Raw genomic sequence first — 20,001 nt, 5'->3', positions numbered from 1 at the left:
TAGCGATGATGTATGCGGTGGAACCGACGGAGCAGGAGGGCAGGGGGCGTTGATTTCCCCGCATTGGGGCCAAGCCCGTGGCCGCCCGGGCGTCAACGACTCCCGGCGCCTGCCTCCGGGTCATGCAGTCCACGCAGCTTCTTCCTGCCACGGACAGGTGCCGGATGGGCGCGCCTACACGGTCGATACCTATGCCTACGGCGGCAGGACGCTGGTGCAGCACTATGTGGTGCAGGGGATGGGGCATGCATGGAGCGGCAGCCAGTCGGACCTGCCGTTCACCGATCCCAAGGGGCCGGATGCAGGCGCAGGTCAGTTGCGCAGAACCATGCACGCCACCGCCCCACGAACCGCCTCGCAGGGCGGTCGCAGGGCTCAAGAAGTACTGCCGATGGTCGCTAATGCGCAGGGGCGGGCATGGTGCCCGCTCGATTGGGTACTTCTCGCCCACATATAAGGATGTAGTTCTGTGAGAGTTATTGTTGTTCTGGCGCTGGCGTTGTCCATCAGTGGGTGCGGGATGCTTCCGAAGAAGGAAACGCCCGAGCAGGCGGTGGCGGCATCCCGCTTCTATCCCGGGAAATCGATCGACCAGGTCAGGGCTGCTTCAATCGAGGTCTTGAACCTGCTGGCGCCCGGAAAGATGGAATTCGATGCTGGCGCGCCCGGTATCGCGGCGAAGCGCACCTATGGGTATGTCGAACGCCGCATGGGCTACCAGGGCACCATGACGACGTTCTACAACGTCAACATGACGGCGGTCAGCTGGTACACCGTTGCGCTTTCTGAAGAGGCCGGTGGTACGCGGGCCCGGTTTGCGCTGCAGACGCGTGCCGACGATCAGGCTTCGTACTGGGCCAACCCTGCTGTCCCGGCCATTCACAGCAGCTTCCGTCACGATCTTCCGCTGGACGGACGCCAGGGCACGGCCGATCTGAAGCTGTTCCATGATCGCGTCGAGCATGTGCTGGGGCTGCGTCCGAACTGGGTGTCATGCGGCGAAGTGAAGGAGCCAGGCAAGGTTCTTGAGCTCTGCGATCGCAGCGGCATCAGCGACGTCGGTCCGATCCGGTCCTGACCGCTCCCGGGCCGCTCCTGTGTTGATGCGCAGGGCGGCTCGTGCAGCATCGTGGGTTTCATGGCCCGATTCTGCCGCTTCATCGACCCGTGCCAGGGTCTGGTCGTACGACATCCCCATGCTGGATATGTTCGGCTAGGCTGGTCTGATCGAAGACGAGGATGAAGGTCATCATGAACCGCTGGATTCTCCTGGCATTGGCCACGCTCCCGTTCGCTGCCGGTGCCGTGGTCATCCGCGATGATGTTGACGATGCCAGGTACCAGATCGACGCATCGGTGTTCCCGGCACTGGCGGACATGCCAGGCGAGGGGCACGGCGTCCTGATCGCACCGCGCTGGGTGCTGACCGCAGCGCATGCCGCACCGATGGAGGGGATGGGCGCCACCATCACCCTCGATGGGAAGAGCTACGGCGTCGAGCGTGTCTTCCTGCATCCCGGCTACCGCAGGATGCCCGAGGCGCTGGGCGAGGAAGCCATGGCAACGGGGAGTGCGTCGAAAATCCACGCGTTTCTGGCGGCGTCCGATGACATTGCATTGATCAAACTTGCCGCACCGGTGAGCGATGTTCCGCCGGTCGCACTCTACCGTGGCGCCGACGAGGTCACGCAGGTCGCCGCCCTGATAGGGAAGGGCGCCACCGGCAACGGTGCGACTGGACTGGTACCCGGCGGGTCACATCGTACGACCCTGCGTCGGGCCTGCAACGCGATCACCGGCGGCAACGCGCGTTATCTCTGGTACCGTTTCGATCCGCCTCCGCAGGGCCTTCCCCTTGAAGGCGTGCTCGGCAACGGCGATAGCGGTGGCCCGCTGGTGATCAGGAAAGATGGGGCCTGGCAGCTGGTGGGCCTCGGTTCCTGGATCACCGCCGTTCCCGAGCATGCGCTGGAGGCGGGTTTCTACGGGCAGGTGGTCTACAACGTGCGCGTGTCCCGCTACATCGATTGGATCGAAAGCATCATCGATGCGTGACGCGAAACTTCAGTTCTTGTGCCCCTGGCGCGACGGCGCGGAGCAGGCATAGCGGAGGGAAGCGCGCCTTAACGATTCATGGTCAAGAACAAGCACACGGCGCGGATCTCAGCCGGTGCGACGGGCGCTCGTATCCTTCCCTGCATGAGTTCTCCCTTCGATCTTCCAGAGTTCATGACGGTCACCCGGCCCTCCGGCTGGGTGCAGAGCGGCGAGCGTTGGGACCTGTGGTGGAACGGGCGTTCCGTGGCCAACATCGTGCCGCATGCCGTGCTCGGGTTCCGGGTGTACCTGGACGCACGCAAGATGTCCCAGACCAAGGTGGTGGCCGCCACGAATGTGCGACAGGCCAGGCGCTACGCCGAGCGCTGGTGTGCCGCGCGGCTCTGCCCACAGCTGCGGCTGCGCGAGGCGGTGGCACGCCTGGTGGACGTGGCGCCGGAAACAAGCGCTGCGCCGTCGCCCGCACTTTCGCGGGAACAACGGCAGCAGGCCCGCCGCCTGGCCGAGGCCGGGGCGGGTGAGGTGGTACGGATCAAACAGGCACTGGCGCCGCGACAGCCCGCGATGAAGACCCGGCCGGAGCTGCAGGGGCGAGGTGGAGCCTGGTCGATACCCGGGCAGGCTCGGTCAAGCCGGAATTCCAACGGCAATGCCTCCCCGGCCAGGCTTATGCCGAGAGTTCCTCGCGCACGATCCTCGCCCCCGCGCTGAGCGCGCGCAGCTTGCCCCTGGCCACATCGCGCGCCAGCGGCGCCATGCCGCAGTTGGTGCTCGGGTAGAGCTTGTCGGCGTCCACGAACTGCAGCGCCTTGCGCAGGGTGCTGGCTACTTCATCGGCGGTCTCCACCGTGCTGGAGGCCACGTCGATGGCACCCACCATCACTTTCTTGCCGCGCACCAGCTCGATCAGGTCGATCGGCACGTGGGAGTTGTGGCATTCCAGCGAGATGATGTCGAGGTTGGAGGCCTTCAGCTTCGGGAACGACTCCTCGTACTGGCGCCATTCCGACCCCAGGGTCTGCTTCCAGTCGGTGTTGGCCTTGATGCCGTAGCCGTAGCAGATGTGTACCGCCGTCTCGCACTTCAGCCCTTCGATCGCGCGCTCCAGTGCGGCTACGCCCCAATCATTCACTTCGTCGAAGAACACATTGAAGGCCGGTTCATCGAACTGGATGATGTCAACGCCGGCGGCCTCCAGCTCCTTCGCTTCCTCGTTGAGGATCTTCGCGAACTCCCAGGCCAGCTTTTCGCGGCTCTTGTAGTGCGCGTCGTACAGCGTGTCGATCATCGTCATCGGGCCGGGCAGCGCCCACTTGATCGGCTGCGTGGTCTGGCGGCGCAGGAACTTCGCATCCTCGACGAATACCGGCTTGGGGCGGCTCACGGCGCCAACCACGGTCGGCACGCTGGCATCGTAGCGGTTGCGGATGCGCACGGTTTCGCGCTTCTCGAAGTCGACGCCGCTGAGATGCTCGATGAAGGTGGTGACGAAGTGCTGGCGGGTCTGCTCGCCGTCACTGACGATATCAATGCCGGCATGCTGCTGTTCCTGCAGGGACAGGCGCAGGGCGTCCTGCTTGCCCTCGATCAGGCCTTCGTCCTGCAGCTTCCAGGGTGACCAGAGCTTCTCGGGCTCTGCCAGCCAGGAGGGTTTGGGCAGGCTGCCTGCGGTGGAGGTGGGGAGCAGCGTCTTCGTCGGCATCGTGTGGTGTGTCCTGGGGGCGAATGGGAAATCGATGAATCAGCGGGCGGCCCACTGCTCAAGCACGGCGCGGTATGGCTTGATGAAGTGTTCTTCGGTGAACCTGCCCTGCTTGACCGCCAGCTGGCTGCGCTCTTCGCGGTCGTAGACGATGCGGGTGGACGAATAGTCCTGGTGCTTCAGGCTGGGCTGGTAGACCTTGCCGGCCACGGAGTTGGCGTTGTAGATCTCCGGGCGGTAGATCTTCTGGAAAGCTTCCATCGTGCTGATGGTGCCGATCAGTTCCAGGTTCGAGTAGTCTCCCAGCAGGTCGCCCTGGAAGTAGAAGGCAAGCGGCGCCACGCTGCCCGGTGGCATGAAGTAGCGCACCTGCAGGCCCATCTTGTCGAAATACTGGTCAGTGGGGGAGGACTCGCCCTGGCGGTATTCCACGCCCAGGATCGGATGGTGGTTCTCGGTGCGGTGGTAGGTCTTGCTGCTGGAAACGCTGATGCAGATCACCGGTCCCTTGCTGAAGTTGGCGCGGTAGGCGTCAGACTCCAGGAAGTGCTTGAACAGCTTGCCATGCAGGTCGCCAAAGCCCTCCGGAATGCCGAAGGTGTCCTTGCCTTCGTTGCTGGCCGGAAGCACCACGCTGAAGTCGTAGTCACGGACATAGGACGAGAAGTTGTTGCCGACGATGCCTTCGGTGCGTGCGCCGGTGTGCGTGTCGACAATGGTCGGGCGCAGCACTTCTATCAAGGGAAAGGGGTCGCTGCCCGCGTTGCCATCGATGTGCATCTCCACCGAGATGATGTCCAGCTCGACCGCGTAGCGATCGGCGCTTGGGTTGTCCCAATGCGCCAGATCATTGAAGCGGTTGTTGATCATGCGGATGGTGTTGCGCAGGTTTTCCTGCCGGGACGCACCGCGCGCCAGGTTGGCGAAGTTGGTGGTGATGCGCGTGCCTTCGGCCGGCTGGTAATCCTCGTTGAAGGGGATGCGCGTGATGCTGAAGGTGAAGGCGTCGTTCGTCATGGGCGGCGTTCCGTTTGCGGGGTGACATCCAGATGCAGGTCGGCGGCATCTGGCTTCAAAGGGCTTCGATGGCCTCGGCGGCGGCGACTGGCGCGCCACGATGGGACAGCGCAAGCAGCGGCATTGCGCGCTGCACCGCCAGTCGTGCGCGCTGGATCAGCGCTTCGTTGTGCACGTGCCCCTCGGTGAAATCGCGGTCGGTGGCATACACGCCCAGGGGCAGGGTGCGGGCCTGGAAGAAGCTGAAGAGCGGCCGCAGCTGGTGATCGATCACCAGTGCATGGCGGTCACTGCCGCCGGTCGCGGCCAGCAGGATGGGGGTATCGACCAGCGCGTCCTGGTCGATGAAGTCGAAGAAGTGCTTGAACAGCCCTGTGTAGGAGCCGCGATAGACCGGCGTGCTCACCACGAGGACATCGGCCCGTTCGACGGCCACCAGCTGGCGCTCGACAACCTCCGGGAGCTGCGAACGCCACAGCGCACCGGCCAGCTGCGGCGCCAGTTCGCCGAGTTCGATCAGCTGCTGTTCGCTGCGCATGTTCTCGCCGATCAGGCCCAGCAGGTGCTCGGCGAGGGTGGCGGCCCGGGAGGGGCGCTGCAGTCCACCGGAAACGGCGACGATACGGAGGGGGCGTTGGGATGAAGGCATGACCCGATCCTAGTCATGCCTTTCCATGACGTAAAATGGTATTACTTCACCTATCCATGAGTGAGATTCATCTTAATGTTGGAGCGGATCCACCTCAGCATCGTGCAGCAGGTCGAGCAGCAGGGCTCGCTCACCGCTGCTGCCGGCGTGCTCAACCTGACCCAGTCGGCGCTCAGCCACAGCATGAAGAAGCTGGAGCAGCAGCTGGGTACCGATGTCTGGCTGCGCGAAGGCCGCAGCCTGCGGCTGACCCAGGCCGGGCAATATCTGCTGGCAGTCGCCAACCGGGTGCTGCCGCAGCTGGACCTGGCCGAGGAGCGCCTGCGCCAGTTTGCCCAGGGCGAGCGCGGCGCGCTGCGCATCGGCATGGAATGCCACCCCTGTTACCAGTGGCTGCTGAAGATCGTCTCGCCGTACCTGGCCGCGTGGCCGGACGTGGATGTGGACGTCAAGCAGAAGTTCCAGTTCGGCGGCATCGGCGCGCTGTTCGGCTACGAGATCGACCTGCTGGTCACGCCCGATCCACTGCTGAAGCCGGGCCTGAAGTTCATCCCGGTGTTCGACTACGAGCAGGTGCTGGTGGTGGCCAGCAACCACGCCCTGGCCAAGGTCGACCACGTAAAGCCGCGCCAGCTCAGCCAGGAAGTGCTGATCAGCTACCCGGTGCCGTTCGAGCGCCTGGACATCTACAACCAGTTCCTGCTGCCGGCCGGCATCACCCCGCGGCGCCACAAGGCCATCGAAACCACCGACATCATGATGCAGATGGTGGCCAGCGGCCGCGGCGTGGCCGCCATGCCGCGCTGGCTGGTGGAGGAGTACGCCGCGCGCATGGACGTGGTGCCGGTGCGCCTGGGCGCCAAGGGCATTCCCAAGCAGATCTATCTGGGTGCGCGCGAGGCCGATACCGGCATCGACTACCTGCAGGCCTTCATCGAACTGGCCCGTAACAGCTCGCCGCTTGCCGGCAATGTGGGCGGAGCGCGTTGATGCCGGCAGGCCTGTCACTGCGGGCGGACGCGTTCATCAACGCCTTTTCACTGGAAGTCAGTGCGAAGGCCATGCCCGCGCTGTGCGCCGAGGCGGATCGGATCCCGCGCGGTACGGTCATCTCCATTCCCTACCTGGCCAGCGAGGATGACGACACCCGCCTGGCCGCCGCGCACACGGTGCGCGCGCTCGGATTCGAACCGATGCCGCATCTCTCTGCCCGCCGCATCGGCTCGAACGCAGCGCTTGAGCGCTTCCTGGAGCGTGCTGCCGGCGAAGCCGGGGTCGCGCGTTGCCTGCTGGTCGCGGGTGACCTGGCCACACCTGCCGGACCGTTTGCCGACAGTGCTTCGATCATCCAGACCGGTGTTCTGGAGCAATGCGGCATCAAGGTCGTTGCTATCGGCGGGCACCCGGAAGGGCATCCGGCAATGCGCAGTGAAGAACGCTGGCAGGCGCTGGAGGGTAAATGCCAGGCCATCGAAGCACGTGGCATGGCCCCCTTGGTCGTCACCCAGTTCGCCTTCGATGCCGATACCGTGCTGACCTGGCTGGATGCACTGCGCACGCGTGGCATCGCGGTTCCGGTGCTGGTCGGTGTGCCGGGTCCAGCCAGCATCACCCGGCTGCTGCGATACGCCGCGATGTGCGGCGTAGGCGCCAGTGCATCGATGCTGGCCCGGTATGGCATCTCGATCGGCCGGCTGCTCGGCACGGCGGGGCCGGAGGTGTTCGTCGATCGACTGGTGAAGGGGCTGACCAGCGCCCATGGCCCGGTCAGCCCGCATTTCTTCCCGTTCGGCGGTGTTGCGCCGTCGCTGGAGTGGATGGCGCGGTACCGGCGGCGCATTTCCAGTGCCCGCAGCGTAATCCCCGAAGGCTGACAGCTGTCACTGGCTGCAACCCGGGCGGAAGCGAATAGTGAGCGCCAAGGCGAGGGCGCCTCGCCACCACTCACCAAGGGGACCGCTCATGAACATGCTCCAGCACCTCGCCTCGCAGACGCCAATCTGGGTGTGGCTGCTCCTGGCCTTCCTGATCACCCGTGGCATCGCCGCCATGAAGCCGGCCGAGACCTCGCTGCAGAAGCTTGCGATCGTACCCGCCTTGTTCGCCGTCTGGGGTGCGTGGTCGGTCAGTCATCGCTTCGGCGCTTCGCTGAGCGCCTGGAGCGAATGGCTGGCCGGCATCGCCACGGGCGCGACGCTTGCCTGGCTGCTGTTGAATCGATTGAAGCTGACGCTGGACCGCAGCACCGGCAAGCTCTGGCGCAGCGCGGACTTCAGCCTGCTGCCGCTGCTGCTGGCCACCTTCCTGGTGAAGTACGGCTTCGAAGTCGCATTTGCGGTGTCGCCGTCGCTGTCCGCCCATGCCGGCTTCAGTGCCGCCTACCTGCTGCTGACGGGCGGGTTCACTGGCATCTTCGTGGGCAAATACTGCCGGTACCTGGGCTCGCTGCGGATGGATGCGGCGGGCAAGGGGCTGGAAACCGCAGGCTGATTGTCCGAGGCGTGCCGGCCGCTGGCCCGCGGCCCCAGGCAGGGTTGTGCGGCGCTGGCGCAGGCGTCACGATGCCCGCCACTGGCCACCACCGGAAACGCTGACGTCATGAAGACCACATCCTGGTTCTGGATCAACGTGGTCAGTCACTTCAGCATTGTCGCCGCCCTGGCCTGGCTGCCCGCACGGTGGACGGGGCAACTTGTGGAGGCGCTGGCCGGGACGCAGCCGGCTATCGGTGATACCCGGTATTTGGCCTTCATCAGCGCCATGTTCGGCTTCTGCGTAACCGCGCTGATCCTGATGGGGGCGCTGACAGTCACTGGCGAACTGCTGGGTTTCTCCAGGCCCTATGCGCGGCGGCCGGAGTCCCGGAACGAAGCGCAGGTCGTCCACCGGAAGGTGTTGCTGGTTGCATTCGCCACGCTCTCGTGGGTGGCCGTGGGATCGCTCGCGGGTATTGCGTCGATCTTCGTGGCTTCGTGACGAGGGCGTTCTGTAGGCGCGGCAACGCACGGAAGCTGCTGTCCACCGGCTGGGGCGGAAGGTTGCGAATCCGCAAAGTCCAAGGGTCAGACAGGTTAAATGAAGGCTCCAAGATGAAGATTCTGATCTCTTCCCTCATGTTCCTGGGCCTGGTGGTTGCGGCAGGAATCGTTTGGATAACGTATCCAACCTCTCTCGAATCTGAGCTCAGAACATTCCGCTCACTTCCACCAGAAACATTCAAGATGCTTCGCGACGATGCGATCGCCTTCGCTCGGGCGAACGCATCGAAAGGCATTGCCATCGAAGCAGGCCCCCCGCAATCGAGCGTGTTCGAACTTCGGTGCAGAGAGGTTCCATTACTCCTGGTCGAGAACGGGCATGACCTGCTCACCCTCGATATCTTTGGATACGCAGACCGACGTGCGCCAGGCATTGCCAAGTTTCAGGATCAGACGATATCGAGACTGATCCCGGAGGGTCAGCCCGGCAAGCCCGGCCCGATTTCTGGAGAGCCCTCGGGGCTGGAGGCGCTCATCATGAAGCATCGAGACGGCATCGATGTCGCGCAGCAGTGCCATTGAATCCAGGGGCGATTGAAGTGCGCCAAACGCATTGATCTCCTGACTTCGAATCCGCCGCACCCTATGCACGCCGCCTGATCGACCAGGTGGGCGTGCCCGACGTCGATGCCACCGATGGGCCGCCACCGGCGGTGGCTCTGCAGCAACCGCGCGGTGCCAGCAATGCGCGATCATCGGTGGGGTAGCGTGACCACGCTGTCCAGCCTGGTGCGCATGATGTACTCGCGCGCAGGCGCCTACCCGGCCAACCAGTTCCACCAACATGGCCACTTCACGCGAAAGCGGCTGTCGCTAGAGAGCGGGTATCGTGATCCTCTGCAGATCAAGCTTGGCCCTGAGCGCATAGTGCTTGCGGGTGACCGGCACGGTGCAGGTCAGGCGGGGATCCAGGTAGTCCTTGAACAGCGGTGGCCGCCAAGCACCCAGATAGAACAGCCGATCCTGTTTGACCGCCGCGGGCAACGGCACGTCGGACAGGTCGCTGTCCGACGCATCGGTGATCAGGCAGGGTGCATGGCGGAAGCCCAGCCTGCGCAGCAGCCCAGCCAGATGTCCAGCGCCTTAGACGGTCCCGCGCCACTGGCTCATCAGCATCTGCAGAAAGCGCTCCGCCGTGGGCGAGAGCAGGGCGCCCCGGCGACGGACGATCCCGATCGTGCGCGATACCACAGGATTGCCGATCGCGCGTGTCACCAGGGTGGGGTGATCCCCGTCCGGCGTGGCCATCTTCGGTAGCACCGACACGCCGATACCGGCCTCGACCATGCCCAGTGACGTCGACAGGTGCGTCACTTCATAGTGCCAGCTCAACTTGAGGTTCTCGCGCGCCAGCGCACCATCCAGCAGCGTGCGGTTACCGCTGGTGCGATGCACGGTGATCAGCTGGTGCTCGGCCAGGTCGGCCCATTCCACCTTGCGCTTGCGTGCCAGAGGATGATCGCGGCGGCATGCCAGCACGAATGGATCTTCAGCGAGCACGTCGAAATCGAGATTCGGATCGTTGGCGCCCATGAAGTTGATGCCGAACTCGACTTCACCACGTTCCACTGCCTGCAGACCCTCCGTCGCCGGAATATCCAGGATGCGGAAGCGCACGTTCGGGTGCGCTTCGTGGAAACGCGCCATCACGCTGGGCAGGAAGTAGAACGCCGCCGTCGGCAGGCACGCGATGGTCACGGTGGCGCCGCGGGTGTCCTCCCGGCCGCGCAGTGAGAACAGCGAGCCATCGAATTCCTCCAGCATGCGGCGTACCAGCGGCAGCAGGTTCTCGCCGACAGCGGTGGTACTGACGCTGCGCGTGGTGCGCTCCAGCAGTGGCGAACCCACGGCCTGCTCCAGCTTCTGGATCCGCCGGCTGAGTGCTGGCTGGGAGACGTGCAGGATTTCCGCGGCGCGATGGAAGCTGCGGGTCTCCGAGACCAGCAGGAACGCACGCAGATCCAGGATTTCGCAATTGATGCTCATTGGGTATCAATCATCCGAAAATCAGCAATTCACAGATCAATTGCGGTCATGCCAGTATCGAATCACAGAGGGGTCATTCATTCCCTATACGCATCAATCTAGCACACGTATGTCCAACGATCTGCTCAGCATTCCCTGCGTGCTCATGCGCGGCGGTACCTCCAAGGGCCCGTTCTTCCTGGCCAGCGACCTTCCGATGGACATCGCTGAACGCGATCGCCTGCTGCTGGAAGTGATGGGCTCGGGCCATCCGTTGCAGATCGACGGCATCGGCGGTGGCAACGCGCTGACCAGCAAGGTGGCGATCATCGACCGCTCCAGCCGTCCGGACGCCGATGTCGATTACCTGTTCGCCCAGGTACGGGTAGAGCAGCAGGTGGTGGATACCTCGCCGAACTGCGGCAACATGCTGGCGGCCGTAGGCCCGTATGCCATCGAGCGTGGGCTGGTGCAGGCGCAGGATCCGCAGACCGAGGTGCGCATCCACAACGTCAACACCGGCAAGCTGATCATCGCCACGGTGGAAACGCCGGGCGGCAATGTGGTCTACCGCGGTGATACGCGCATTGCCGGCGCGCCGGGCTCGGCCTCGCCGGTCAGGCTCTCCTTCCTTGATGCGGCAGGTGCCCGCACCGGCAAGCTGCTGCCCAGCGGGCACGCGCAGGAGACCATCGATGGCGTGCCGGTCAGCCTGGTGGACTGCGCGATGCCGATGATGCTGGTACGTGCCGAAGACCTGGGCGTGCGCGGCGATGCCCCGCCCGCCGAACTGAACGCGGACGCGGTATTCATGCGCCGGCTGGAAGCGCTGCGCATCGAGGCAGGCGCCCGCATGGGCATCGCCGACGCCGGCAACAAGGTCATTCCGAAGCCGGTGCTGCTGTCGGCGCCGCAACATGGGGGCGATCTGCAGGTGCGCTATTTCATGCCGCATCAATGCCACACCGCGCTGGCCATTACCGGCGCGGTTGGCCTGGCCACCGCCGCCGTTACGCCGGGCACGCTGGCCCACACTTTGGTCGGATGCCTGTCCGTTCCCGGCAGCATTACCCTCGAACATCCGAGCGGGGCCCTGGAGGTGGGCCTCAGTCGCAGCTCGCAGGATGCGCCGGTCGTTGCCAGCGTCGTGCGCACCGCACGCCGCCTGTTCGAGGGCCGCGTGTTTGCCACCACGCCAGCACTTGCCGTGGCCGGTTCCACCCAAGCCCGCCAATGGACGTCAGCGGCATGATCTGAACCCGGACGGGCCGGCGCAGGTGCGCATGCCCGCCATTACAACGTAGATGCTTCACTCCTGGGAGGGATGATGTACAAGCAGTTCTTGATGGCCGCGCTGTGCGCGGCTGGTCTGGCCGCGGCCGGATGCAGCAACAGCGGGCGCACCGAAGGCGCATCCGCCGGCGGTGGTGACAATGCACCGGTACGCATCAGCGTCGGCTCCTACAACCTCAACAACCTGCCGTTCTTCATCGCCGACGCCAAGGGGTACTTCAAGGACGTCGGCCTGCAGGTGAAGACCGAGAACTTCGCCCAGGGCGGCTCCAAGGTATTGCAGGCGCTGGTGGCCAATTCCACCGACGTGGCCGTCGGCTTCTACGACCACACCATCCAGATGCAGGCCAAGGGCAAGGACGTGGTGGCCTTCGTGCTGCTCTCGCGCAACTCCGGCCTGGTGATGGCCGGCCGCGAGGATGCCACCTTCGATCCGGCCGGCCCGGAGACCATCAAGGGCCAGAAGGTCGGCATTACCGCACCGGGCTCATCGTCGGATTTCTTCGTCCGTCACTTCCTCGCCCAGCACGATATTCCGGCTGACAGCATCTCGTTGATCGGCGTCGGCTCGGGCGCCGCAGCGGTAGCCGCGCTGGAGCAGGGCAAGATCGACCTGCTGGTCAACTACGATCCTGCCGCCACCCTGATCACCGAACGCAAGGTCGGCAGGATCCTCCTCGACGCGCGCAGCGACGACGGCGCCCGCCAGGTCTATGGCGGCCTCTATCCAACCTCGGTGATGTACGCCAACCAGAGCTTCCTGGACAAGCGCCCCGAAGCGGCCGAGAAGATCGCCCGCGCCGAGCAGATGGCATTGAAGTTCATTGCCGACAACAGTGCTGAAGACATCGTTGCGGCGCTGCCGGACAGCTACGTCTCCGGCGACCGCGCCACCTATGCCCGCGCAGTGGAGAACGCCCGCGCAATCTTCACCCGCGACGGTCATTTCACGCCGGCTGATCTGGAAACGCCGTTGAAGGTGCTGCGCGAGTTCAATACGGACGTGGCCAAGGCCGACATCGATCTGTCCCGCACCTACACCAATGCCTTCGTCGAGCGTGCCAACGCCGCGGCGCCGGCTGCCCAACCGTAAGCGGAGGTAACCCCATGGCCCTCAATGCCACCGTGCGCCAGCTCAATGGCGCACCGCAGCTGGAGCCTGCACAGACCATGGTCGCGCTCAACAAGGTGACCATGTCCTTCGGCGAATTCACCGCCGTTCGTGATGTCGACATCCAGGTAGGTGATGGCGAGTTCCTTGCCATCGTTGGGCCAACCGGCTGCGGCAAGAGCACCATCCTCAATTCCGTGGCGGGCCTGCTGAAGCCGTCGTCCGGCCAGGTCAGCATCGACGGCCGTGCGGTCAGCGGCGTTCAGGAGTCGGTGGGCTACCTGTTCCAGCAGGACGCGCTGCTGCCGTGGAAGACCGCGTACCAGAACGTTGAGCTCGGCCTGCGTTTCCGTGGCGTGCCCGAAGCCGAACGCAAGGCCAAGGCCAACGCGTGGCTGGCCAAGGTCGGCCTGGCCGGTTTCGAGCATCGCTACCCCCACCAGCTGTCCGGTGGCCAGCGCAAGCGCGTGCAGATGGCGCAGGCGTTGATCGTCGAGCCGAAGGTGATCCTGATGGATGAGCCGTTCTCGGCGCTGGACATCCACACCCGGCACCTGATGCAGAACGAGCTGCTGCGCCTGTGGCAGGAGGACCGGCGCTCGGTGATCCTGATCACCCACGATCTGGAAGAAGCGATCGCCCTGGGCGACCGCGTGGTGGTGCTGTCCTCCGGCCCGGCCAGCCGTGTCGTGCGCAGTTTCGACGTGGATCTGGAACGGCCGCGGAACGTGGCCGAAATCAAGCTGGATGACCGTTTCACCGACCTGTACCGCGACATCTGGGCCTGCCTGCGCGGCGAAGTGGAGAAGAGCTATGCACGCCAAGACTGACAAGTTCATCCAACTGGCCCTGGTTGTGGCCGTGTTCGGCGGCTGGGAGGGCGGCATCGCGCTGGGCGTGATCGATCCGTTCTTCTTCCCATCGCCAACGGCGATCGTGCAGCAGGCCTGGACCTGGCTGTCCGATACCTCGTTCTACCAGCACGTCTACATCACGCTGACCGAAACCGCGCTGGGCTACATCATCGGCACCGGCCTCGGCGTGGCCGGCGGTGTCTGGCTGGGCCTGAGCCGCCGCTCGGCGCGCATCCTCGATCCCTTCATCAAAGGCTTCAACGCAATTCCGCGCGTGGTGCTGGCCCCGATTTTCGTGTTGTGGCTGGGGCTGGGCCTGTGGTCGAAGGTGGCGCTGGCGGTCACCCTGGTGTTCTTCACCACGTTCTTCAATGCCATGCAGGGCGTACGCGAGGTGAATCCGGTGGTGCTGGCCAATGCCCGCATCCTGGGCGCAAGCCGCAGCGACCTGCTACGCCATGTCTACTTCCCGGCAGCGGCCAGCTGGATCCTGTCCTCGCTGCGCACCTCGGTGGGCTTCGCCGTGGTCGGCGCGATCATCGGTGAGTACCTCGGCGCCTCGGCGGGCCTGGGCTACCTGATCGCGCAGGCAGAAGGCAACTTCAACGCCGTCGGTGTGTTTGCCGGCATCATCATCCTTGCCGCCTTCGTGCTGGTCATCGACGCGCTGCTGGACGTGGTCGAGAACAAGCTGATCACCTGGCGTCCCAACGCCCAGGCCCAGGCCACCAGCTGACCGGGCCGGGCTGAGCCCGCCTGCCGCGCCGCCGGGCCGATCCGGCGGCGCGCGCTTCCTCCCCCGATCTTCCCCCGCACCACCGCAACAGGCCAGCGCCGGGCCAGGGGGCCGGCTGGCCGGAGAGAGTCCATGAACCATTCCACCGTGCTGCCGCTGGCAGCGCTGTCGGTCGCGCTCGGCCTGCTGTTGGCCAGTGGCCATGCTGGCGCCCAGTCCACGTCTTCGCTGCCCGCACCACTGAGCCAGGCCGAACTCTCACGCCTGGTGCAGCAGCAGGCGCTGCAGATCCAGCAGTTGGAGGCGCGCCTGCGTGCCGTGGAGGGCGGGCACAGCACCGCCGGTGCTGTGCCCGCAACGCAGGGCCCCGCGCTGGACACCCGCGTCGCCGCACTGGAATCCAGCCAGGCCAAGGCGCCCAAGGTCACCTGGTCCAAGGGCGCACCGGAGTTCAGCAGTGCCGATGGCAGCGTGGCGTTCCGTCCGCGCGGGCGCCTGTTCGTCGACGCATCCAGCACAGACGGATCGTCAGTGAGTGACCGCAACATCTCCGGTACCGAGATCCGCTCGGTGCGGCTGGGCGCCGAAGGCCGCTATGGCATCCTCGGCTGGGCGGTGGAAGGTGACTTCGCCGACAACGCGGTGGCGTGGAAGTCGGTCTACGCCACCGTGGACCACCGCCTGTTCGGGCTGCCGGCCGACCTGACCGTGGGCAACCGCCTCAACGACCGGGGTATCGACGGCTCCAGCAGCACTTCCAACACGCCGTTCCAGGACCGCAACGTGGTCGGCACGCTGATGCTGCCGCAGCGCGGGCTGTTCGGTGTCGGCCTGACCGAGCGCGTGTACGGCAAGGACTGGCATGCCAGCCTGTCGGTGGCCGGCAACGATCTCAACAACGCCGGCACCGACAACGACAGCCAGACCTGGGCCACGCGCGTGCATTGGAACCCGGTGGCCAATGATACGGTCACGGTGCACCTGGGGGCCTGGGCCTTCCACGAGGAGATCGCCGCAGGCGCCAGCGGCGTCGTCCGCAGTTCGGCCATCGCCGGGCACTTCAACGACCTGGTCAAGATCGCGCCGGGCACACTGCTGGGCGCCGAGCGCAGCACGGCCTATGGCGCGGAACTGGCAGGCTTCTTCGGGCCGGCCTGGGCGACCGGCGAATGGGGTACGCGCAACCTGCGCGGGGCCGACGCCAGCGGGCGCTACGATCTGGACCACCAGGCCTGGGCGATCTCGGCTGGCTGGTTCCTGGCCGGTGCAAGGCCGGCCTATTCGGGCAAGGCCGGCACCTGGGGCCGGGTCAAGGTGGCCGATCCTGTCACCCGCGGCGGTGCCGGGGCATGGGAACTGAAGGGGCGCTACGAGGATGTGGACTATGCCGAGCTGCCCAGTGGCGGTACCGGCCACGCGTGGACGCTGGGTGCGAACTGGTATCTCAACGATTTCAGCCGCGTGATGTTCGAGGCGATCCGTTGGCAGACCCGCAACCGCAGCGGCACCGGCCAGGGCAGGGATGAAGGCACCACCTTCAACACCCGCCTGCAGGTGGCCTTCTAGAAGCGCATGCCGCTCGTGCGCCGATCAGAGCAGCAGCAGTGCTCCGATCAACGCCGGCGGCATCACCAGCGCGCCGACGCGCAGGAAGTCGAGCGCGCTGACATGCTCGCCCTCGCGGCGCAGCGCCACCAGCCACAGCATCGTCGCCAGCGAACCGGTGACCGACAGGTTGGGTCCCAGATCCACGCCGACCAGCAATGCGGCACGGGTCTGCGCCTGCAGGTCGGCCATCTGCCCGAGCGAACCGGCGGCCAGGCCGACCGGCAGATTGTTGGCCACGTTGCTCAGCAGCGCAGCCGCGCCACCGGCCAGCCAGCTGGCCTGGCGTGGAGACGCCTGCGCCACGGCCTGCAGCGCGCTGGCCGCGCTCTGGATGACACCGGTCTGCGCCACCGCTTCCACCAGCACGAACAGTCCCGCCACCAGCGGCAGCACGCCCCAGGACACGTGTCGCAGCAGTGGCAGCGGGCTGCGCCTCTGGCGGATCGCCACCACGGCCACACTCAGCGTGCCCGCACAGAACGTGGTCAGGCCCAATGGCCCGTTCAAGGCGGACGTGACCAGCAACACGGTGCCGGTGAACAGCACGCCCAGTGCGCTCAGTCGGCCGCCGTCGGTCAACGGGCGATGCGCCGGCGCGGCCACCAGCGGCTGGGCGATCTCGCGCCGGTGCACCCAGCGCAGGACCAGATAGGTGGCACCGATCGCCGCCGCCGACGGCAGCGCGAACTGCGCCAGCCATTGCAGCAGCGGCGGCAGGTGCTGGCCGTACACCACCAGGTTGGCCGGATTGGAAATGGGCAGCACGAAGCTGGCCGCATTGGCAATGAATGCACAGACGAACAGGTAGGGCAGGGGATTGGCGCGCGCCGCCTTGCAGGCAGCGTAGACCGCCGGCGTCAGCACTACGGCCGTTGCATCGTTGGACAGGAACACCGTCACCAGCGTGCCGACCAGGAACACCAGGTCGAACAGGCGTCGCCCGGATCCGCCCGCATGCCGCACCGCGTACAACGCGACCCAATCGAACAGGCCTTCGCGCCGCGCCAGTTCGGCCAGCATCATCATGCCGACCAGGAACAGGTAGACGTCGCGGCCTTCGGCCACCGCACCCCATGCGGTATGCAGCGACACCGCGCCCAGCAACGGCAACAGGGCGGCAGCGCCCAACGCCCACACATATTCGGGGATGCGCAAAGGACGGAACAGCAGACCGAGGGTGGCAACGGCGACCGCTGCCCAGATCACGAGGGGGGCTTGGGGGGCGAGCATGGAGTGGGGCTTCAGCGGCACCTGCAGCGACCCCGGCGCAGGTGGGGCCTGGCGCGCGCGATCAGCGGATGGGCGGCCGCTGCAAATCATCGCAGGTTCCGGGTCGCCGCATCATACCGTGCGGCGCGGCTTGGCGACCGCTGCCGTCGACCGCGTTGCAGGTGGGCCGGGGGGCGGCGCCCAGCCCACGTTCAGCACTCAAGCGCGCCATGACTTCAGGCACTGCAGCGTGACTACACATGTAGTCAATCTACGCACACACCCATTGGACGAGATTGCGATGCCAAGATCCTGCTGGTTGTCCTGCGCCCTGGCCCTGGTGTTCGGCATCGCCGGGCCCAGCCAAGCGGCGACACGTGCCGATGCCCTTGCCGCGATTGAGCGCAATGCACGCGCCGCGCATTCCGATGCGGTCCTGGTGATGCATGAGCGGGAGACGCTGCTTGAGCTGAAGCCCGCCGCCGGGCAGGAATCCGTTCACCTGATGTCGGCCACCAAGTCGGTCGTCGCGCTGGCCATTGCATTGCTGCTGGACGAAGGAAAGCTGGCTTCGATCGATACGCCGGTCAGCCGGATCTATCCCGAATGGAAGCAGGGCAGGAAGAGCGCCATTACCGTGCGCATGCTGCTGGACCATACCTCGGGCCTGCAGAACGTGGCGAACGCGGGCGAAGAGCTGGAAGGGGCCCCGGACCTGGTCAAGCTGGCACTGGCTGCCGAGCTGAGCGATGACCCGGGCAACGTGTTCTCCTACAACAACAAGGCTACCAACCTGCTGCCCGGCATTGTCGAGCGCCTGGCAGGCGAGCCTGTGGACGCGTATCTGGACGCGCGGCTGTTCAAGCCCCTGGGCATTGCCCACTACACCTGGATGAAGGATGAGGCAGGCACCCCGCTGGGCATGGCCGGGCTGTCCCTGCGCGCGGCCGATCTTGCCGCCATCGGGCAACTGTTGCTGGACGGAGGCGTGGCACCGGATGGCAGGCGTCTCCTGAGTGAGCAGTCGGTCGCGTTGATGACGACCGAAAGCGCCCGTGCGCCAGATGTTGGGCTGCTGTGGTGGCGGATACCGGCCTGGGAACGGTACCAGCTCAAGCCCCGGCTACGGGATCTGCTGGTGAAAAGGGGCGTGGATGACGACGTACAGCGCGCACTGCAGGCCAGCGCAGGGCGAGTATTCGAAAGCCGCAGCGCACTGGTCGCCTTCCTCGCCAATCAGCTGGGCGCGGACTGGTCCCAGCGCTACGGCAGCCAGATCTCCGCGCGCGGCCTGAAGCTCGCCGATCTCTACGACATCTCACGGGGACCGGTCGTCGGCTTTGCCGCCAACGGCTACCTGGGCCAATACCTGATGATCGTCCCGGAACAGCGCGTGGTCGCCGTGCGTCTGGTTCACCGGCGCGAGACCCACAGCGCTCCACAGGACGACTATCCCTCCTTCTTCGCCGATGTCCTGCAGTTGGCGCGGACACTGCAATAGGCCCTGTCGTCATCATGTCCACGCGCTCTGAACATCCTCCTGGAGCGTTCTTCACTGCCGTGCCGCTAAAAGTGGGATGACATCTTGGCCGCACACCTACTGAAGCATGTTTGATTATCAGGACTGGACCTTCCACGCCAATGGCCGCACGGTAGTGGCGCGGGTAGCGCTGGACGGCGACGGTGGCGGTACCATCAACCGCTACCAGCTGGTGCCGGGGCCGGCGCAGTCGGGGCTGAGCATCAAGGTCGCCTCCCAGGATGAGGCCGCGCAGAAACTGGAGGCCGAGGTGACCAAGCTGCTCGGGCCGGAGTGGTAGCCACGACGCCATGCCGGGCAGGGATCCGCATGGTGACGTCGGGATGACCGGCCCGGGCAACGGGCATCGCGCCGGATGCCCGTTGCGTGAGGCCGCTTACTTGGGCATCAGCACGGTGTCGACCACGTGGATGACGCCGTTGGACTGGCCGACATCTGCAATGCTGATGCCTGCCTTTCCACCCTTTGCGTCGATGAGCCAGAGCTTGCCATCGTGGAGCGCCACGGTGAGAGGCTCACCCTGCACGGTCTTCAGGGTGGCCTTGCCGCTGTGCTTGCGGGCATCGGCCAGAAGCTGGGCGGAACTGTAGTTGCCCGGGACGACGTGGTAGGTCAGGATCCGGGTCAGCTGTGCCTTGTTTTCAGGCTTCACCAGTGTCTCGACAGTGCCTGCAGGCAGCTTTTCGAAGGCCGCATTGGTGGGCGCGAAAACAGTGAAGGGCCCGGCGCCGTTGAGGGTGTCGACCAGGCCGGCTGCTTTGACCGCTGCAACCAGCGTGGTGTGATCCTTGGAATTGACGGCGTTCTCGACGATGGTCCTGGCGGGGTACATTTCTGCCCCGCCCACGATGACGGTGTTGGCGGCGAAAACCGAGGAGCCGGACGAAACGAGTACGGCGAAGCCGACTGCGGCGGCGATGCGCTGAAGAGCGTTCACGGTGCGTTCCTTTCTGGATGACCCGCAAGTGCGGGCATTTTTCCTACGTCGGGTGAGCGTGACCGGATGCAGCAACGGCCGAGTCATCAGCTGTTTGGCCCGCAGGCGGTTTTGCTGCGCTGCATGGTGACAACGGCGAACCTCGGTGATTACTCTCCGCTGCAACGCGATGGTAGCGCTACCAGTCGGACGGGGATCCAGGGTCCGGGAGGCTGCCTTCTTTGCCGCGTGTTTGTCCTGGCAGGCTTGAAAAGCAAGTGTAAGTCGCGGCGTGCCCGAGCACC

Annotated in this window: 21 protein-coding genes and 2 pseudogenes; 17 read left to right on the top strand and 6 right to left on the bottom strand. The window is 65.5% G+C overall.

What is annotated here, in order from left to right:
* Positions 1 to 139: 139 nt before the first annotated feature.
* From ACS0OT_RS10510 to ACS0OT_RS10495, 4 genes and pseudogenes are all read left to right on the top strand, one after another.
* A pseudogene (locus ACS0OT_RS10510) lies at positions 140 to 304 on the top strand (PHB depolymerase esterase); the annotation flags it as partial.
* A 165-nt stretch (positions 305 to 469) separates the two neighbouring features.
* A complete protein-coding gene (locus ACS0OT_RS10505) occupies positions 470 to 1,078 on the top strand; it encodes a hypothetical protein (protein WP_138951294.1) in 609 nt (202 codons plus the stop codon).
* Positions 1,079 to 1,251: 173 nt separating this feature from the next.
* A complete protein-coding gene (locus ACS0OT_RS10500; protein ID WP_164229174.1) occupies positions 1,252 to 2,055 on the top strand; it encodes a S1 family peptidase in 804 nt (267 codons plus the stop codon).
* 78 nt (positions 2,056 to 2,133) lie between these two features.
* Positions 2,134 to 2,769 carry a hypothetical protein gene (locus ACS0OT_RS10495; RefSeq protein WP_329953344.1) on the top strand — a complete coding sequence of 212 codons (636 nt, stop codon included), beginning with the start codon at positions 2,134 to 2,136 and terminating at the stop codon, positions 2,767 to 2,769.
* On the opposite strand, the gene ACS0OT_RS10490 is transcribed toward ACS0OT_RS10495, so the two are convergent.
* The 3 genes from ACS0OT_RS10490 to msuE are packed head-to-tail and all read right to left on the bottom strand — an operon-like array spanning position 2,726 to position 5,426.
* Entirely contained in the window at positions 2,726 to 3,760 is a 1,035-nt protein-coding gene (locus ACS0OT_RS10490; protein WP_442255792.1) for a methionine synthase, read from the bottom strand. The genes ACS0OT_RS10495 and ACS0OT_RS10490 overlap by 44 nt on opposite strands.
* 39 nt (positions 3,761 to 3,799) lie before the next feature.
* Positions 3,800 to 4,777, bottom strand: coding sequence for a DUF1852 domain-containing protein (locus tag ACS0OT_RS10485; RefSeq protein WP_329843757.1), 978 nt, complete (start codon positions 4,775 to 4,777; stop codon positions 3,800 to 3,802).
* A gap of 55 nt (positions 4,778 to 4,832) precedes the next feature.
* On the bottom strand, positions 4,833 to 5,426 hold the full coding sequence (gene msuE, locus ACS0OT_RS10480) for an FMN reductase (RefSeq protein ID WP_065177785.1): 594 nt from the start codon (positions 5,424 to 5,426) through the stop codon (positions 4,833 to 4,835).
* 75 nt (positions 5,427 to 5,501) lie between these two features.
* On the opposite strand from msuE, the gene ACS0OT_RS10475 reads away from it, so the two are divergent.
* The 6 genes and pseudogenes from ACS0OT_RS10475 to ACS0OT_RS10450 all read left to right on the top strand — a co-directional run.
* Positions 5,502 to 6,416: a LysR family transcriptional regulator gene (locus tag ACS0OT_RS10475; protein ID WP_188218354.1), complete on the top strand. Its 915-nt coding sequence runs from the start codon at positions 5,502 to 5,504 to the stop codon at positions 6,414 to 6,416.
* Complete coding sequence (locus ACS0OT_RS10470; protein WP_262220008.1) at positions 6,416 to 7,300, top strand: methylenetetrahydrofolate reductase; 885 nt, start codon at positions 6,416 to 6,418, stop codon at positions 7,298 to 7,300. Before ACS0OT_RS10475 ends, ACS0OT_RS10470 begins: the two co-directional genes overlap by 1 nt.
* 88 nt (positions 7,301 to 7,388) lie before the next feature.
* Positions 7,389 to 7,916 (top strand): DUF6622 family protein, encoded by a 528-nt coding sequence (locus ACS0OT_RS10465; RefSeq protein ID WP_139727130.1) that lies wholly within the window; start codon positions 7,389 to 7,391, stop codon positions 7,914 to 7,916.
* A 108-nt stretch (positions 7,917 to 8,024) separates the two neighbouring features.
* On the top strand, positions 8,025 to 8,402 hold the full coding sequence (locus ACS0OT_RS10460) for a hypothetical protein (protein WP_139727129.1): 378 nt from the start codon (positions 8,025 to 8,027) through the stop codon (positions 8,400 to 8,402).
* A gap of 113 nt (positions 8,403 to 8,515) precedes the next feature.
* A complete protein-coding gene (locus ACS0OT_RS10455) occupies positions 8,516 to 8,986 on the top strand; it encodes a hypothetical protein (RefSeq protein WP_065177789.1) in 471 nt (156 codons plus the stop codon).
* A 44-nt stretch (positions 8,987 to 9,030) separates the two neighbouring features.
* Positions 9,031 to 9,238: pseudogene (locus tag ACS0OT_RS10450) on the top strand (hypothetical protein); the annotation flags it as partial.
* A 309-nt stretch (positions 9,239 to 9,547) separates the two neighbouring features.
* Here ACS0OT_RS10450 and ACS0OT_RS10445 read toward each other — a convergent pair.
* Complete coding sequence (locus tag ACS0OT_RS10445; protein WP_053496567.1) at positions 9,548 to 10,450, bottom strand: LysR family transcriptional regulator; 903 nt, start codon at positions 10,448 to 10,450, stop codon at positions 9,548 to 9,550.
* A 109-nt stretch (positions 10,451 to 10,559) separates the two neighbouring features.
* On the opposite strand from ACS0OT_RS10445, the gene ACS0OT_RS10440 reads away from it, so the two are divergent.
* The 5 genes from ACS0OT_RS10440 to ACS0OT_RS10420 all read left to right on the top strand — a co-directional run bounded on the left by ACS0OT_RS10440 (position 10,560) and on the right by ACS0OT_RS10420 (position 15,989).
* Positions 10,560 to 11,681, top strand: a complete 1,122-nt coding sequence (locus ACS0OT_RS10440) for a 4-oxalomesaconate tautomerase (RefSeq protein WP_053496568.1) — start codon at positions 10,560 to 10,562, stop codon at positions 11,679 to 11,681.
* A 75-nt stretch (positions 11,682 to 11,756) separates the two neighbouring features.
* Entirely contained in the window at positions 11,757 to 12,815 is a 1,059-nt protein-coding gene (locus tag ACS0OT_RS10435; protein WP_139727127.1) for an ABC transporter substrate-binding protein, read from the top strand.
* 14 nt (positions 12,816 to 12,829) lie between these two features.
* Positions 12,830 to 13,663, top strand: a complete 834-nt coding sequence (locus tag ACS0OT_RS10430; RefSeq protein ID WP_005416613.1) for an ABC transporter ATP-binding protein — start codon at positions 12,830 to 12,832, stop codon at positions 13,661 to 13,663.
* The gene (locus ACS0OT_RS10425; protein ID WP_005409726.1) at positions 13,647 to 14,423 is read left to right on the top strand and encodes an ABC transporter permease; all 777 of its coding nucleotides are present in this window, start codon (positions 13,647 to 13,649) and stop codon (positions 14,421 to 14,423) included. Before ACS0OT_RS10430 ends, ACS0OT_RS10425 begins: the two co-directional genes overlap by 17 nt.
* Positions 14,424 to 14,555: 132 nt before the next feature.
* Positions 14,556 to 15,989, top strand: a complete 1,434-nt coding sequence (locus ACS0OT_RS10420; RefSeq protein WP_139727126.1) for an OprO/OprP family phosphate-selective porin — start codon at positions 14,556 to 14,558, stop codon at positions 15,987 to 15,989.
* A 24-nt stretch (positions 15,990 to 16,013) separates the two neighbouring features.
* Here ACS0OT_RS10420 and ACS0OT_RS10415 read toward each other — a convergent pair whose 3' ends face one another.
* Positions 16,014 to 17,261 (bottom strand): arsenic transporter, encoded by a 1,248-nt coding sequence (locus ACS0OT_RS10415; protein ID WP_442255791.1) that lies wholly within the window; start codon positions 17,259 to 17,261, stop codon positions 16,014 to 16,016.
* Between the two features lie 298 nt (positions 17,262 to 17,559).
* Between ACS0OT_RS10415 and ACS0OT_RS10410 the strand changes: the two genes are divergently transcribed.
* Entirely contained in the window at positions 17,560 to 18,741 is a 1,182-nt protein-coding gene (locus ACS0OT_RS10410) for a serine hydrolase domain-containing protein (RefSeq protein WP_005416610.1), read from the top strand.
* A gap of 106 nt (positions 18,742 to 18,847) precedes the next feature.
* The gene (locus ACS0OT_RS10405; protein WP_005416609.1) at positions 18,848 to 19,060 is read left to right on the top strand and encodes a hypothetical protein; all 213 of its coding nucleotides are present in this window, start codon (positions 18,848 to 18,850) and stop codon (positions 19,058 to 19,060) included.
* Positions 19,061 to 19,156: 96 nt separating this feature from the next.
* Here the strand turns inward: ACS0OT_RS10405 and ACS0OT_RS10400 are convergent, their stop codons facing one another.
* Positions 19,157 to 19,717, bottom strand: coding sequence for a fasciclin domain-containing protein (locus tag ACS0OT_RS10400; RefSeq protein ID WP_139727124.1), 561 nt, complete (start codon positions 19,715 to 19,717; stop codon positions 19,157 to 19,159).
* Positions 19,718 to 20,001: the final 284 nt, after the last annotated feature.

Origin of the sequence: Stenotrophomonas maltophilia group sp. RY12688 (genome assembly GCF_052149045.1) — a bacterium.
Taxonomy (GTDB): Bacteria; Pseudomonadota; Gammaproteobacteria; order Xanthomonadales; family Xanthomonadaceae; genus Stenotrophomonas; species Stenotrophomonas sepilia.
The sequence above is the reverse complement of the archived record's forward strand: the minus strand, read 5'-3'. Positions and strand labels throughout refer to the sequence as shown.

Bases quoted from the DNA above. Each gene is read 5' to 3' on its own strand.
- ACS0OT_RS10470 (WP_262220008.1), top strand. From the start codon at position 6,416: ATGCCGGCAGGCCTGTCACTGCGGGCGGACGCGTTCATCAACGCCTTT.
- msuE (WP_065177785.1), bottom strand. From the start codon at position 5,426: ATGCCTTCATCCCAACGCCCCCTCCGTATCGTCGCCGTTTCCGGTGGA.
- ACS0OT_RS10490 (WP_442255792.1), bottom strand. From the start codon at position 3,760: ATGCCGACGAAGACGCTGCTCCCCACCTCCACCGCAGGCAGCCTGCCC.
- ACS0OT_RS10475 (WP_188218354.1), top strand. From the start codon at position 5,502: ATGTTGGAGCGGATCCACCTCAGCATCGTGCAGCAGGTCGAGCAGCAG.
- ACS0OT_RS10420 (WP_139727126.1), top strand. From the start codon at position 14,556: ATGAACCATTCCACCGTGCTGCCGCTGGCAGCGCTGTCGGTCGCGCTC.
- ACS0OT_RS10485 (WP_329843757.1), bottom strand. From the start codon at position 4,777: ATGACGAACGACGCCTTCACCTTCAGCATCACGCGCATCCCCTTCAAC.
- ACS0OT_RS10455 (WP_065177789.1), top strand. From the start codon at position 8,516: ATGAAGATTCTGATCTCTTCCCTCATGTTCCTGGGCCTGGTGGTTGCG.
- ACS0OT_RS10500 (WP_164229174.1), top strand. From the start codon at position 1,252: ATGAACCGCTGGATTCTCCTGGCATTGGCCACGCTCCCGTTCGCTGCC.
- ACS0OT_RS10435 (WP_139727127.1), top strand. From the start codon at position 11,757: ATGTACAAGCAGTTCTTGATGGCCGCGCTGTGCGCGGCTGGTCTGGCC.
- ACS0OT_RS10495 (WP_329953344.1), top strand. From the start codon at position 2,134: ATGGTCAAGAACAAGCACACGGCGCGGATCTCAGCCGGTGCGACGGGC.
- ACS0OT_RS10465 (WP_139727130.1), top strand. From the start codon at position 7,389: ATGAACATGCTCCAGCACCTCGCCTCGCAGACGCCAATCTGGGTGTGG.
- ACS0OT_RS10445 (WP_053496567.1), bottom strand. From the start codon at position 10,450: ATGAGCATCAATTGCGAAATCCTGGATCTGCGTGCGTTCCTGCTGGTC.
- ACS0OT_RS10425 (WP_005409726.1), top strand. From the start codon at position 13,647: ATGCACGCCAAGACTGACAAGTTCATCCAACTGGCCCTGGTTGTGGCC.
- ACS0OT_RS10460 (WP_139727129.1), top strand. From the start codon at position 8,025: ATGAAGACCACATCCTGGTTCTGGATCAACGTGGTCAGTCACTTCAGC.
- ACS0OT_RS10405 (WP_005416609.1), top strand. From the start codon at position 18,848: ATGTTTGATTATCAGGACTGGACCTTCCACGCCAATGGCCGCACGGTA.
- ACS0OT_RS10430 (WP_005416613.1), top strand. From the start codon at position 12,830: ATGGCCCTCAATGCCACCGTGCGCCAGCTCAATGGCGCACCGCAGCTG.
- ACS0OT_RS10415 (WP_442255791.1), bottom strand. From the start codon at position 17,261: ATGCTCGCCCCCCAAGCCCCCCTCGTGATCTGGGCAGCGGTCGCCGTT.
- ACS0OT_RS10440 (WP_053496568.1), top strand. From the start codon at position 10,560: ATGTCCAACGATCTGCTCAGCATTCCCTGCGTGCTCATGCGCGGCGGT.